At 64.8% G+C, this 12,763-nt stretch carries 14 protein-coding genes; 10 read left to right on the forward strand and 4 right to left on the reverse strand.

Features of this window, described 5'->3' with window-relative positions:
• Positions 1 to 78: 78 nt before the first annotated feature.
• On the forward strand, positions 79 to 1,254 hold the full coding sequence (locus CFP68_RS16910) for a sensor histidine kinase (RefSeq protein ID WP_277621467.1): 1,176 nt from the start codon (positions 79 to 81) through the stop codon (positions 1,252 to 1,254).
• A gap of 574 nt (positions 1,255 to 1,828) precedes the next feature.
• Here CFP68_RS16910 and CFP68_RS16915 read toward each other — a convergent pair.
• The 3 genes from CFP68_RS16915 to CFP68_RS16925 form a co-directional block, all read right to left on the reverse strand.
• Positions 1,829 to 2,518: an SDR family NAD(P)-dependent oxidoreductase gene (locus tag CFP68_RS16915; protein WP_099828114.1), complete on the reverse strand. Its 690-nt coding sequence runs from the start codon at positions 2,516 to 2,518 to the stop codon at positions 1,829 to 1,831.
• A 25-nt stretch (positions 2,519 to 2,543) separates the two neighbouring features.
• The gene (locus tag CFP68_RS18330; RefSeq protein ID WP_206601933.1) at positions 2,544 to 2,909 is read right to left on the reverse strand and encodes a hypothetical protein; all 366 of its coding nucleotides are present in this window, start codon (positions 2,907 to 2,909) and stop codon (positions 2,544 to 2,546) included.
• A gap of 208 nt (positions 2,910 to 3,117) precedes the next feature.
• A complete protein-coding gene (locus CFP68_RS16925) occupies positions 3,118 to 3,603 on the reverse strand; it encodes a 2,4'-dihydroxyacetophenone dioxygenase family protein (RefSeq protein WP_099828140.1) in 486 nt (161 codons plus the stop codon).
• A 310-nt stretch (positions 3,604 to 3,913) separates the two neighbouring features.
• Between CFP68_RS16925 and CFP68_RS16930 the strand changes: the two genes are divergently transcribed.
• The 5 genes from CFP68_RS16930 (at position 3,914) to CFP68_RS16950 (ending at position 7,836) form a co-directional block, all read left to right on the forward strand.
• Entirely contained in the window at positions 3,914 to 4,252 is a 339-nt protein-coding gene (locus CFP68_RS16930) for an ArsR/SmtB family transcription factor (protein WP_099828116.1), read from the forward strand.
• Between the two features lie 320 nt (positions 4,253 to 4,572).
• Positions 4,573 to 5,550, forward strand: a complete 978-nt coding sequence (locus CFP68_RS16935) for an SLAC1 anion channel family protein (RefSeq protein ID WP_099828117.1) — start codon at positions 4,573 to 4,575, stop codon at positions 5,548 to 5,550.
• 26 nt (positions 5,551 to 5,576) lie between these two features.
• Positions 5,577 to 6,017 (forward strand): hypothetical protein, encoded by a 441-nt coding sequence (locus tag CFP68_RS16940; RefSeq protein WP_193825240.1) that lies wholly within the window; start codon positions 5,577 to 5,579, stop codon positions 6,015 to 6,017.
• Between the two features lie 143 nt (positions 6,018 to 6,160).
• On the forward strand, positions 6,161 to 7,477 hold the full coding sequence (locus tag CFP68_RS16945; RefSeq protein WP_099828118.1) for an NAD(P)/FAD-dependent oxidoreductase: 1,317 nt from the start codon (positions 6,161 to 6,163) through the stop codon (positions 7,475 to 7,477).
• Positions 7,478 to 7,488: 11 nt separating this feature from the next.
• On the forward strand, positions 7,489 to 7,836 hold the full coding sequence (locus CFP68_RS16950; protein WP_099828119.1) for a DUF5368 domain-containing protein: 348 nt from the start codon (positions 7,489 to 7,491) through the stop codon (positions 7,834 to 7,836).
• A 256-nt stretch (positions 7,837 to 8,092) separates the two neighbouring features.
• Here the strand turns inward: CFP68_RS16950 and CFP68_RS16955 are convergent, their stop codons facing one another.
• A complete protein-coding gene (locus CFP68_RS16955; RefSeq protein ID WP_099828120.1) occupies positions 8,093 to 8,845 on the reverse strand; it encodes an SDR family NAD(P)-dependent oxidoreductase in 753 nt (250 codons plus the stop codon).
• Between the two features lie 287 nt (positions 8,846 to 9,132).
• On the opposite strand from CFP68_RS16955, the gene CFP68_RS16960 reads away from it, so the two are divergent.
• The 4 genes from CFP68_RS16960 to CFP68_RS16975 all read left to right on the forward strand — a co-directional run bounded on the left by CFP68_RS16960 (position 9,133) and on the right by CFP68_RS16975 (position 12,762).
• Entirely contained in the window at positions 9,133 to 10,455 is a 1,323-nt protein-coding gene (locus CFP68_RS16960; RefSeq protein ID WP_099828142.1) for an NAD(P)/FAD-dependent oxidoreductase, read from the forward strand.
• Entirely contained in the window at positions 10,452 to 11,423 is a 972-nt protein-coding gene (locus CFP68_RS16965; RefSeq protein WP_099828121.1) for a TRAP transporter substrate-binding protein, read from the forward strand. The genes CFP68_RS16960 and CFP68_RS16965 overlap by 4 nt, the downstream gene beginning before the upstream one ends.
• Before the next feature lie 66 nt (positions 11,424 to 11,489).
• Complete coding sequence (locus CFP68_RS16970) at positions 11,490 to 12,236, forward strand: MOSC domain-containing protein (protein ID WP_099828122.1); 747 nt, start codon at positions 11,490 to 11,492, stop codon at positions 12,234 to 12,236.
• 1 nt (position 12,237) lies between these two features.
• Positions 12,238 to 12,762, forward strand: coding sequence for a TRAP transporter small permease (locus CFP68_RS16975; RefSeq protein ID WP_099828123.1), 525 nt, complete (start codon positions 12,238 to 12,240; stop codon positions 12,760 to 12,762).
• Position 12,763 lies beyond the last annotated feature (1 nt).

The following is a 12,763-nucleotide window of genomic DNA, read 5'->3' on the forward strand; positions in this document are numbered from 1 at the left end:
GAACCCAACCCGATCACCAGGTGCAACGAGTAGCTTAATTTATGCCAGATCCTGTCCAATGATCGGGGAGTAGCTCACATCGGCGAACAGATGCGTCGCGTCCTGCAAACCGGAAAGTCGGTGCGCGGCATCCGCGTCGAGGGCCACACCCCGAAAGACCCCGACCACCTGCGCCATTGGGTCGTCGATTACTATCCGGTCACGTCGGAAGGCGAGGTCTTTGCCGTAGGCACCTGCGTGCGCGAAGTCACCGAGGAATACGCGCTGACCCGCGATCTTGCGCAGAGCGAGGCGCGGTTGCGCATGGCGGCGACGCAGAACCCGGTGCATTTCGTACAGCTGGACCGGCAAGGCGATATCGTCTGGGCCGAAGGCGGGCTTCATGGCCTGCCCGTGATGGGCACGACCCGCCGCGCCCTGCGTCAGGAATTGCCCGAGGAGATAAGCGAGGCCATCGAGACGCAGATCGCCGCGAACCACGAAGACGACCTTCCCAAGGTGTTTGATATCGGTCTTGCGGTCGACGACAAGGCGCTGACGTATCAGGTCAATCTCGACCGGCTGCGCCATGTGGAAGGCTCGGACCAGTACATCCTGGTCTTTACCGATGTGACCGAGCGGCGCGGATTGGAAGATCGCCAGCGCGTTCTGTTGGCTGAATTGCAGCACAGGGTGAAGAACACCCTCGCCACGATCTCGGCCATCGCGCGTTTCCTGGTGAAGGGAACGAAAACCCCCGAGGAATATCGCCAGCGGCTTGATGCCAGGTTGAGTGCCATTTCGCGCACCCACGACCTTCTGACCGGTGCAGGCTGGCGGGGCACCACCTTGGGCGAAATCGTCGAGATCGAGGCCGCGGCCTATGCCGATACTCCCGGCGAGCGTATCGAAGTGACCGGCGACACGCTGACCTTCACCCCGCGCGAGGCCGTCAGGATCGGCATGGGCATGCACGAGTTGCTGACCAATGCCGCGAAGTATGGCGCGCTCAGCACCGAGAACGGCAGGATCAGGATCATCACCGAGAACCGCGACGGGCGAAGCCTGATCTGGAAGGAACGAAACGGCCCCCCGGTGGTTAAACCACAAGGTGAAGGGTTCGGCAGTTTTCTTATCGAAAAGGTCTTGCGCGCCGAATTGCAGGGCGAGATCGACATGAAATTCGAACGCGATGGTCTGAGGTGTCGTATTGACCTGCCACCCTTGGCCGCGACATTGGACGGGGACGATGGGCCGAATACTGATACTCGATGACGAGGTGCTGATCGCCCTCGATCTTGCCATGATGCTGGAGGAGGAAGGGTTCGCGGTCTGCGGCCCCCATCACAAAGTCAATGCCGCCTTGTAGGCGATATCCAGGGATCCGCCCGACGCCGCCATTCTGGATGTCAACCTGGGCAATGACCTGACCAGCGTGCCCGTCGCGCAAGCCCTTGACGGCCAGTCCATTCCCTTCGCGTTCCTGACAGGATACGAAAAGATCGAGCAACAGCTCGAACCCAGGTTTCGCGACCGACCGCGGTCGACCGCACAAAGATCGCCGCGGTCGTGGCGGAGATGCTGAAGGCCTGAGTGGTCCGCGGCGCCCGCTCACGTTTCATGATGGCCGAAAGATCGTTCCGCGTCCCGCCAGAACCGTTTCAAGACATGCTGACGAGAGCCGGTTAATCATGATCTTCGCCTGATGTAGGCATCTCGATCACGCCGATGCGCGAGGCCATATTGCGTCTGGCCCACACGGCTGACGGCGGACACCCATCGGCATTTCAAATTTCTGCACGCCCCTGCGTGCGACGACCCCGAGGCGACGCGGCGCCGCATCCAGCGATCAGGCGATGGAATACCCGCCGTCCACCGGCAACACGACGCCGTTGACGTAACTTGCCTGATCGGAGACGAGGAAATTGATCACGTCGGCCACTTCCGAGGGCTCGGCCCAGCGGCCCATGGGAATGCGTTCGGTGATCTTCGGCCCCCGGGTCGGATCGTTCTTGGCGCCCATGGCCATGCGGGTCACGATCCAGCCGGGCGCGACGGCGTTGGCCCTTATTCCACGGGGCGCCCAGGCGGTCGCCATTGACCGGGTCAGGGCAACGATCCCGTTCTTCGACGCGGCATAGGCGGGCGATTTCGGCGATCCGAAATAACTCCACATCGAGGCGATATTGACGACCGAACCGCCGGCGGCCTCCAGCTTGGGAAGGGCCGCCGTGCCCGACGCCAGGCATGCGGTAAGGTTGACGTCGAGGACGGTCTTGAAGTCCGCCACCTGCCATTCCTTTTCCTGGCGCAGGATGCCGGCGCAATGGATCAGTGCGTCGATCCGGTCTGCCGCGCCGATCAGCCGTTCGATGTCGTTCTGGTCGGTCACGTCGGTCTGCACGAATTCGATCTCGGCCGGGATGTCATCGTCGTGGTCGATGCCGCCCGCGATCACCCGGTATCCCGCCGCCAGAAGCCGCTTGCTGGTCGCCAGCCCGATGCCGGTGCCGCCGCCCGTTACAACAGCCGTTTTCATGTCGGTATCCTTCCCATGCTTCGGATCAGCCCTTCAGAAACGTCTCCGCGGTTTGCCGGATACCGTCGCCGTCAAGTTCGTGGTCAGCATACAGGTGCTGCGGCGGGGCGATCAAACTGTATTCGTCCAGAATACCGTGTCGTTTCAGCTTGATGCCCTTGCCTTCATCCGCCGGCACCTTGGCCACGGCCGATCCGATGCTGCTCGACGGACATCGGTTCGCCGTTACGGGAATGATCGACGCCCTGCCGATCATTCCGACCGACCGGCCCACGTCCCCGGTCGATGCGGAAACAGATCGGCTGATCCCGGTCGGCCGAGGCCCCCGGCCTGATCGAATTGGCGGCGCGCCGACGGCGGATGAGATCAACGAGATCGCCGAACTGACCATGAGGGCCCTCCACGTGGGTCGGCTTTCCAAGGGCGCTTGCCGCCGCCGATATCACCGCCGAGATGTTCTGGACCAAAGACGGGTTCACCGCGTCCTCGCCAAAATTGAAATGCCGTTCGCACAAACCTCGGTCACGCGGGTCACCCCGAGCGGACCCGGCCGGTTTGCCCGGCCAGACCCGTATCTTTCCCCGCATCGGCGGGCGGATCTAGCGGATGAACTGATCCACGTAATCGCCGCCGAGGCCGTTCTCTTCATAATGGGCGCGGCACATGTCGATCTTGGTGAACACGTCCTCATAACCGACCTGCTTGTTGTCCTCGTCGAGATAGACCATGCATCCGGAAATGTTGAAAAGCGTGATCATCTCGTCGCAATCGTCGGGAACGGTCAGCGTGTGAATCTCGCCCGGCGGTTCAAAGACGAACGAATCCTTCTCGGCCACCCAGTCATGCTCGAGATAACGCCACGAACCTTTCAGCACGAAGCCGAACACCGGTGCGGGGTGGACGTGGCGTGACAGCACGCCCGACTTCGTCACCTTCAGAAGGTTGCACCATTGGCCGGTCAGCGTGTTCAGGAACAACGGCCGGAAAAAGACGTTCGGCGCCTGCGGCACCCAGATGCGGTCATCGGTCGGGATGGCGTTGATGGCGATCTCGGGCGATGCCAGCTGGTGGGTTGAGCCGGTCATGAATTTGTACATCTCGAGCCTTTCACTGGATTGATCTGCCTTGGTGCAGACGCCGGTCCGAAAACCCGGCATCGCGGCGTGCCCGGTTGTGCCTTTGCGGCGCAGGTTGCCCAGGGCACGAGACAGCTTGTGGCGACCCGGCGGGAAACACAAGGTGGCGAGGGGGGATGAGCGCCACGTTGCCCGGATCCCGCGCGATGATTGCCGGTAGCGTCCCGCGCCGCAAGGGTCGGCGCACATCGGGTTGCATTGCCATGCCACCGCTCAGACGCTAGTAGGCGTTCGAGTAAACCACGGATCACAGGCCATCATGTCGCCCCCTGTCGTAAACAAGGATCTGTCCGACGCGGAACTCGAGCGGATGATGGAAAGTGCGCGCAATGCGTCGACCTTCCTGAAGGCGCTCAGCCACGAAGGGCGGCTGATGATCCTGTGCCATCTGGCGACGGGCGAAAAATCGGTGACAGAACTGGAAACGCTTCTGTCCCTGCGCCAGGCCGCCGTGTCGCAACAGCTTGCGCGGCTCAGATCCGAGGGCCTCGTCGCGCCCCGCCGCGAGGGCAAGGCGATCTATTACCGCCTGACGGACGCCCGGGCCATCGAGATCCTCGATCTGCTCTATCGGCTGTTCTGCGAAACGCCCGAATGACGCAAACCGCGGTATGAGACCACGGGCCGCCCGGGGCGTGTGATGCCCGATCCGACGCCCTGCCACGGCGGGCGGCGTCGGATCCGCGCGTGCCGACAAGGCGTGTGGCTGTGGAAAAAACCTGTCGCAAAGACGCCGCCGGTTGATCCAGATCAACGCCCGTTCGGCGCCTGCGGATAAACATATTACAAAAGCTGAATTTAACTGCTCGCGGAGTCGCCTTTCGAATTCCGCGGCGGAAGACATGAAAATCGAGGTTGAGGAACCGTTGCGCCTGCGTCCTGCGGCTTCGTTCCGATGAAATATCCGAAAGGTCCGCCATGTCCGTCATCGCACCCGAACCTGCCGCGCCGTCCCGGCTGGCGCATTTTCCGATCACCTTCTTTGCCATCGGCATGGGCATGATGGGGCTGACCCTTGCCCTGCGGGCGGCGGAGACGAGTTACGGGACGGGTCACGATGTGTCGCGCGGGGTGCTGGTGGTGTCGGTCGTGATGCTGGGTGCGCTGGGGCTGGGTCTTGTCGCCAAGGCGCTGCGCCATCCGGGCGAAATCGCGGCCGAATGGCACCATCCTGTCAAGATCGCCTTCTTTCCCGCAATCTCGATTTCGCTGCTGCTGTTGGCGGCGGCGCTGCTGGACGGGGCGCCGGGCATTGCCGCGCCATTGTGGATGTTTGCCACCGCGCTGCAGGGCGTGCTGGCCTTGTCGGTGCTTTCGGCCTGGATCGGCCACCGGGCCTTTCAGCCGGCCATGCTGACGCCGGCCTGGTTCATCCCCGCGGTGGGCAACCTGATCGTGCCACTGGCGGGGGCGCGGCTGGGGTATGTCGAAATCTCGTGGCTGTTCTTTTCCGGCGGGCTGGTCTTCTGGGTGGTGCTGCTGACGCTGGTGGTGAACCGGCTGATGTTCCACGATCCGATGCCCGGCAAGATGGCGCCGACGCTGATGATCCTAGTGGCACCGCCGGCGGTGGCCTTCAGCAGCTGGATGGGCCTGACGGGCGAAACCGGCGCCTTCGGGCATTTCCTGATCAGCACGGCCTTTGTCTTTGCCCTGCTTGTCGCAACCCAGGTGTCGAGGTTCCGCAAGATCCCGTTCGCGCTGTCGTGGTGGGCGCTGTCCTTCCCCCTGGCCGCGTTGGCGATTGCCAGTTTCGGCTATGCCCGCGCCACCGGCTCGACCGCGCATGGGTGGATCGGCACCGGCCTGCTGGTGCTGTTGGTCGTGGTGGTGGCCGGCCTGATCGTGCGAACCGCCATGGCCATGCGCGCCGGTCTGATCTGCATCCCGGAATAATCACAACGCCCTGAAGGAGTATCAATATGCGCTTTTCCAAGTTCCTGACAGCTTCGGTTTTCGCCGTTGGCCTGGCCGGCAGCGCACAGGCCCAGGATGCCAATGCGCTGGTGACGATCCTCACCGCGCCCGAGCCGCAGACACAACTGATGGCGATGGTGCTGACCATGAACGCCATCGCTGCCGGGGCGCAGGCCGAACTGCTGTTGTGCGGCCCGGCCGGAGATATCGCCCTGAAGGACGCACCGGCCACGGCAACCGACGGACAGCCCCCGAAGGGCGCCAGCCCGCAGGGCCTGATGAAGACGATGATGGAACAGAACGACCTCAAGGTTCAGGTCTGCGCGATCTATCTGCCGGGCAAGGGGGCCGATGCCAGCGTGCTGATCGACGGGGTCACCGCCGCGGCACCCGACGCCATGGGCGCCGCCATCGTCGCGCCCGGAACAACGGTGATGAGCTTTTGACCGATCCGGCGGGGCCGATGGCCCCTGACCGTTGAAGGGGGTGTCGATCCGATCACCCGGTGGAACAGCGTGGCACGGGGCGCCTTCATGCCGCCCTTGCCGTCAGGGCCTGCGGTGCAGGACATGCAAAGGGAGCTGGAACAATGAAGAACGATCAAGATCTTCGGGCCTCGCGTCGTGCGTTTCTCGGGCTTGTCGCGGGCGGCCTTGCGACGGCATCTGCCGTACGTCCCGCCGCGGCGGCCAGGGTCCGCACCAAGGCGCGCATCGTCGTCATCGGGGCAGGGGCCGCCGGCCTCGCGCTGGTCAACCGTCTGGTCGACCGGCTTGAGGGCGCCAATATCACGATCCTCGATCCAAGCGCCGGACATGTCTATCAACCCGGCCTGTCGTTGGTGGCCGCCGGGTTGAAACCGGCGTCTTACACCCAGTCCCGGACGACTGACTGGTTGTCCCGCGACATCACGCTGATCGCCGAGGCCGCCGCCGCCATCGACCCCGAGGCGAAGACCGTCGGCACAACCGGGGGTCAGACGCTGTCCTATGATTTTCTGATCGTCGCGGCGGGCCTTGTGTTGGATCATGACGCGATCGAGGGATTCTCGCTGGATCTTGTCGGCACAAACGGCATCGGCGCGCTCTATGCCGGCCCGCAATACGCGGCCAAGACCTGGGCCGCGGCGTCGGAGTTCGTCGAGGCGGGCGGCGTCGGCCTGTTCACCCGCCCGGCGACCGAGATGAAATGCGCCGGCGCCCCGCTGAAGCACACGTTCCTGATCGAGGACATCGCCACCCGCGCGGCCGGCAAGGGCAGGCACCAGATGCATTATGCGTCGAACAATGCCACGCTGTTCGGTGTTCCGATCGTGTCCGAAAAGGTGCGGATGCTGTTTGGGGATCGCGGCATCGCCACCCATTACAACCATGTCCTGCGGGCGATCGATCCGGGCCGCAAGGTCGCGACCTTCGCGACACCCGACGGCGATGCCGAGATGCCCTATGACTACATCCACGTCATTCCGCCCCAGCGCGCGCCCGACGTGATCCGCCAGTCCGGGCTCAGCTGGGCCGACAGGTGGACCGACCAGGGCTGGGTCGAGGTCGACCGCAAGACCCTGCGCCATCTGCGTTATCCCGAGATCTTCGCCCTGGGCGACGTGGCCGGCGTGCCCAAGGGCAAGACGGCCGCCTCGGTGAAATGGCAGGTGCCGGTCGTCGAGGACCACCTGGTCGCAACCCTTGAGGGCCGCGACGGCGTTAAGGAATATGACGGTTACACCTCGTGCCCGCTGGTCACCCGGGTGGGGCGCGCCATGCTGGTGGAGTTCGACTATCACGACAATCTGACGCCGTCGTTCCCCGGCCTGATCGCCCCGTTGGAGGAGCTGTGGATCAGCTGGTTGATGAAGGAGGTGGCGTTGAAGGCCACCTATAACGCGATGCTGCGCGGCAAGGCCTGAGGAGACAGACCATGGAACAACTGACCCCCGAAACCATGATCGCCGTGTTCGAGGAGATTTTCGGACGCACCCTGTTCTGGAGCATGGTCGCGGCGGCGATTGCCGTCACGCTGGCCTATCTCTATGTCCTGATCCGCGATCGGGAAATGTCGATGCGCAAGTTCCTGCTGGCGCAGCTTTCCATGCCCGTGGGCGCTGTGGCGGCCGTCGTCTTCGTGCAGGTCATGACCGATTCATCCCTGCGCGACATCGGCGGGCCGATCGATGTGATCGTCCTTTTGGGTGTTGCCCTGTTGGGCGCGGTGGGCATCGCGATCCTTGTCTATACCGCGCAATCGCTGTTCCGCCGGCCGCACTAGGTGGATCGCCCGGCCGTGCGCCCCGGCGTGGCGGGCCGGGTGGTAACAAGTCGGCCCGAGGCAGAGCGGGCGGTCAACCCATTTGGAGGGCAATGGCACCGCGCCGTTCATCGACACCGGGGCCGCGCGCCGGCGGTGCTGTCCGGTATCCGAACGGCGGACGATCAGGGGCATGGCCCGGCCCAAACCGAACAGCCAGTGCCGGTCGCGCGCGACGGCATCAGCGGAATGACCGCCGCGCGCACCGGCACACCGCTCAATAGGTGGCGCGACCGCCCGACAGGTCGAACGTGGCCCCGGTGGTGAAGGTGTTTTCGCCCGACACCAGCCAGACGATCATGTTCGCGGCCTCGTCCACCTCGAGGAAACGTCCGCGCGGGATCTTCGACAGCATGTAGTCGATGTGTTCCTGCTTCATCTGATCGAAGATCGGCGTGCGCGCGGCGGCCGGGGTGACGCAGTTCACGGCGACGTCGACGTCGGCCATTTCCTTGCCCAGCGACTTGGTGAAGCCGATGACGCCGGCCTTGGACGCCGAATAGGCCGAGGCGTTGGGGTTGCCTTCCTTGCCGGCGATCGACGCGATGTTGCAGATCCGTCCATAACCGCGTTCGCGCATGCCCTTCACCACCGCCTTGTTGGTGAAATAGGTGCCGGTCAGGTTGATCGCCACGATCTGTTCGAACGCGTCGTTGTCGTAGTCGATGACCGGCGCGTTGGGGCCCGCGACCCCCGCCGAGTTCACCAGGATGTCGACGGTGCCCACAGTCTTTTCGGTCTCTTCCAGGGCCGCGGTCACGCTGTCCCAGTTCGCCACATCGCACCGCATCGCGGCGTGGGGGCCATCGCCCGGCAGGTCGTTCATCGCAGCCTTGCAGGCGTCGGCATTCATGTCCCAGCCCGCGATACGGGCGCCCGAAGCCGCCAGCCGTCGCGCGATCGCCAGGCCGAGGCCCTGTGCCGCGCCGGTGACGACTGCGGTCTTGCCGGTGAGGTCGTAGGTGTTCATGAAAGTCTCCTGTCGCTGTGATGTTGGTTCGGCGCGACATTGGCACAGCGGCCGCCGGGGGAACAGGCGATTTCGCCGCTGACACATGGGGTGGTGGTTGCGCCTGTGGTGATTTCGTGGCCGATGCAGGGGACGGTTGATGGTGTATGGGGGTGCCATGGATGATCGGGCCGGGCGTTGTCGCAGGGGTCCGGTGCCTCCGGCGGGAGTATTTTCGTCGGTAAGAAGCCATGGGCGGTGTTTTTCGGAAGCGTGATGATGTGTGAGGCGGCGAGGGAGCGATGATGATGACGGAAGGATCGACTGCGCAGGCGACAGGGCGCCGTCACGTGGCAATCATCGGTGCGGGCATTGTCGGGGTGTCCTGCGCGATCTGGCTGCTGCGCGATGGCCATCGCGTGACGCTGATTGATCGGGCGGGGCCGGGCGAGGGCACCAGTTTCGGCAACGGGGGCGTTCTGGCGTCCTGTGCCATCGTGCCGGTGCAGGGGCCGGGGTTGATCGGGCGCGCGCCGGGCATGGTCTTGAACCGCGATCAGCCGCTTTTCGTGCGCTGGCGGCATCTGCCGCGGGCGGCGCCGTGGCTGGCGAAATACCTCGCACATGCGAATGCGCCCGACGCCCGGCGCATTGCCGCAGCACTGGCGCCGATCGTCGGCGACTCGCTGGCCGATCATCTGGCGCTGGCGGCGGGCTCGGATGCGGAGCGCTGGATCGTGCCGACCGATTACCTGTATCTTTACCGCGATCGCGCGGCGTTTCTTGGCGATTCGTTCGGCTGGGATCTGCGGGCCGCCCATGGCTTTGAGTGGCGCGAGATCGAGGCGGGCGCGCTGGATGCCTTCGATCCGGTGTTTTCGGACGATCTGTCGTTCGCGGTGCAATTGGGCAATCATGGCCGCATTCGCGATCCGGCGGGATACGTGCGGGACCTGGCGGCATATGCCGGAACGCTGGGCGCGCGGACCTTGCGCGGCGAGGTGGACGCCATCCGGTGCGAAGGCGGCGCGGTTCGTGGCGTGCGAACCGGCAGCGCGACGGTGGACTGCGATGCGGTGGTCCTGGCGACCGGTGTCTGGAGTGCAAAGTTGGCCGGTTCGCTGGGCCTTGCCGTTCCGCTGGAGAGCGAGCGGGGATATCACATCGATCTGTGGGGGGCGTCGCCCGTGCCGAAGGTGCCGGCGATGATCGCGGGCGGCAAGTTCGTCATGACGCCGATGGACGGACGTTTGCGCCTGGCCGGCGTGGTCGAATTCGGCGGGCTGGATGCCGGTCCCTCCCGCGCGCCCTTCGATCTGTTGCTGCGCCAGGCGCGCGCCGCGATCCCGGGGCTGACGTGGGAGGACAAGACCGAATGGATGGGCCATCGACCGGCGATCACGGATTCGATTCCCGTGATCGGCGAGATTCCCGGTGTGCGCGGCGCTTTCGTGGGCTTCGGGCATCACCACGTCGGGCTGACCGGCGGGCCGAAAACCGGCCGCGTTCTGGCGCGGATGATCGGCGGGCGCAAAGCAGAGATTGACCTTGCCCCCTATTCCCCGGCACGGTTCATGGGATCACGGCGCGCACGGACAGGGCGCCACCACGAACAGGGAGACCGGAAATGAAACTGACTGCAACGCTTCTGACCGCCACCGCGCTTTGCGCCGCGACCGCCGCCCAGGCCGAGGTCTGGGACATGCCGCTGGCCTATTCCGCGACCAATTTCCATTCCGAGAACGCCGCACGCTTTGGCGATTGCGTCACCAAGGGCACCGACGGCGCGATCGAGATCAAGACCCATCCTTCGGGTTCGCTGTTCGGCGGCGCCGACATCAAGCGGGCGATCCAGACCGGTCAGGTGCAGATCGGCGAACGCCTGATGTCCGCCCATGCCAATGAAAACCCGCTGTTCGCGGTGGATTCGGTGCCGTTCCTGGCGACCTCGTTCGAGGATTCGGCGAAGCTGTTCGAGGCCGCGCGGCCCAAGCTTGAGGAGGCGCTGGGCGAGCAGAACCTGACGTTGCTCTATGCCGTTCCTTGGCCGCCGCAGGGGTTGTATTTCGACAAGGCGGTCGAATCGGTGGCCGACATGGAGGGGATCAAGTTCCGCTCGTACAACACGACGACCGCGCGCTTTGCCGAGTTGACCAAGATGCTGCCGGTGTCGATCGAGGCGGCCGAGCTTCAGCAGGCGTTCGCCACAGGGGTGGCCGAATCGATGATTTCCTCGGGGGCCACGGGATACGATCAGAAGGTGTGGGAGAACCTGTCGCACTTCTACACCGTCGATGCTTGGCTGCCCTACAACTATGTCATGGTCAATTCCGACATCTGGGCCGAAACCGCCGAGGACGCGAAAGCCGTGATTTCGGACTGCGCCGAACAGGCGGCCGCCAACGGGCTGGAGGCGTCGAAGAACTATACCCAGCTGACCCTTGAGGGTCTGCGCGAAGGTGGCATGACGGTGGCGCCGCCGTCCGAGACGCTGAAGGCGGATCTGGACGCCATCGGCGAGACGATGACGGCCGAGTGGCTGGAAGAGGCGGGCGAGGCCGGACAGGCCGTGGTCGATGCCTATCGCGGCGCGAACTGAGCGGCCTTTACTGAACTGGCGCGGCGTCCAGATGGGCGCCGCGTTCTGCGTGCCGGGAGGGGCTTCATGCGCATACGTCATCTGTTTCGCTATCCGATCAAGGGGTTGGGGGCCGAAACGCTGGAGCAGGCCGACCTGATCGCGGGGCGCACCATCGCCGGTGACCGTGCCTTTGCCGTCACCCATGGCGCCAGCGCATACGATCCCGACGCGCCCGCGTGGCAGCGGCGCGGCAATTTCCAGGTGGTGGCGAATTCGCCGGCATTGGCGATGGTGACGTTGACGCGCCAGGATGGCCGGTTGCGGCTGGAACACCCCGATGCCGATCCTCTGACCTTCGATCCCGACGAGGCGTCGCAGTATGACACGCTGGCCGATTGGGTTGCCGATCTGCCGGGCGCGCGGCCCGGTCCGTGCAGTGTTGCAAGGCTGGCGGATCGGGCGCTGACCGACATGGCGCAGCCCTATGTCTCGATCCACAACCGCGCCAGCCTGTCGGAACTGTCCGACCGGTTCGGACGCGCGATGGCGATGCACCGGTTTCGCGCCAACGTCTGGATCGACGGTGCCGATCCCTGGGACGAGGAAGACTGGATCGGGCGCGAGATCACGCTGGGCACCGCCCGCCTGAAGGTGTGCGAACCGGTGGGCCGCTGTGCCGCGCCCTCCGCCGATCCCGACAATGGCGAGCGTGACAGCGACATCATCGGCGCCCTGCGCGACCTTCGGGGCACCAAGAATTTCGGCGTCTATGCCGAGGTGATCGCGGATGGCACCATCGCCCCCGGCGATACCGCCCGGCTGGAGGGTTGAGGTGCGGATGCTGCGCCGCACCCTCGACGGTCTGTATCTGGGGGCCGGGGTTCTGGCCGCGGGCTGTCTGATCGCGATCCTGATACTGGTGGTGCTTCAGATGCTGGCCCGCTGGACGGGCGAGGTGTTTCCGGGCGCGCCCGATTACGCAGGCTATGCCATGGCGGGGGCGTCGTTCCTGGCGTTCGCCCATGCGCTGGACCGGGGCGCGCACATCCGGGTGTCGATCGTGCTGCAACTGCTGGGGCCGCGGGGGCAGCGATGGCTGGAAACCTGGTGCTTTGCCATCGGATCCGCCGTCGCGTGGTATGTCGCGTATTTTTCGTGGCGGATGATCGGGTTTTCGTTGAAGTTCAACGATATCAGCCAGGGTCAGGACGCCACGCCGCTGTGGATTCCGCAATCGGTCATGTTGATCGGGGCGGTGATCCTGGCCATCGCGCTGACCGACAACCTGGTTCAGCTCATCTTCACCGGCCGCCACGCGATCACCCGCGATCTGGCCGATCAGTCGCGGGGCGAATGAC

This window comes from Oceaniglobus indicus (genome assembly GCF_002751875.1).
Classification (GTDB): Bacteria; Pseudomonadota; Alphaproteobacteria; order Rhodobacterales; family Rhodobacteraceae; genus Oceaniglobus; species Oceaniglobus indicus.

Bases quoted from the DNA above. Each gene is read 5' to 3' on its own strand.
- CFP68_RS16915 (WP_099828114.1), bottom strand. From the start codon at position 2,518: ATGAAAACGGCTGTTGTAACGGGCGGCGGCACCGGCATCGGGCTGGCG.
- CFP68_RS16960 (WP_099828142.1), top strand. From the start codon at position 9,133: ATGACGGAAGGATCGACTGCGCAGGCGACAGGGCGCCGTCACGTGGCA.
- CFP68_RS16955 (WP_099828120.1), bottom strand. From the start codon at position 8,845: ATGAACACCTACGACCTCACCGGCAAGACCGCAGTCGTCACCGGCGCG.
- CFP68_RS16950 (WP_099828119.1), top strand. From the start codon at position 7,489: ATGGAACAACTGACCCCCGAAACCATGATCGCCGTGTTCGAGGAGATT.
- CFP68_RS16935 (WP_099828117.1), top strand. From the start codon at position 4,573: ATGTCCGTCATCGCACCCGAACCTGCCGCGCCGTCCCGGCTGGCGCAT.
- CFP68_RS16965 (WP_099828121.1), top strand. From the start codon at position 10,452: ATGAAACTGACTGCAACGCTTCTGACCGCCACCGCGCTTTGCGCCGCG.
- CFP68_RS18330 (WP_206601933.1), bottom strand. From the start codon at position 2,909: ATGGTCAGTTCGGCGATCTCGTTGATCTCATCCGCCGTCGGCGCGCCG.
- CFP68_RS16945 (WP_099828118.1), top strand. From the start codon at position 6,161: ATGAAGAACGATCAAGATCTTCGGGCCTCGCGTCGTGCGTTTCTCGGG.
- CFP68_RS16940 (WP_193825240.1), top strand. From the start codon at position 5,577: ATGCGCTTTTCCAAGTTCCTGACAGCTTCGGTTTTCGCCGTTGGCCTG.
- CFP68_RS16930 (WP_099828116.1), top strand. From the start codon at position 3,914: ATGTCGCCCCCTGTCGTAAACAAGGATCTGTCCGACGCGGAACTCGAG.
- CFP68_RS16925 (WP_099828140.1), bottom strand. From the start codon at position 3,603: ATGACCGGCTCAACCCACCAGCTGGCATCGCCCGAGATCGCCATCAAC.
- CFP68_RS16970 (WP_099828122.1), top strand. From the start codon at position 11,490: ATGCGCATACGTCATCTGTTTCGCTATCCGATCAAGGGGTTGGGGGCC.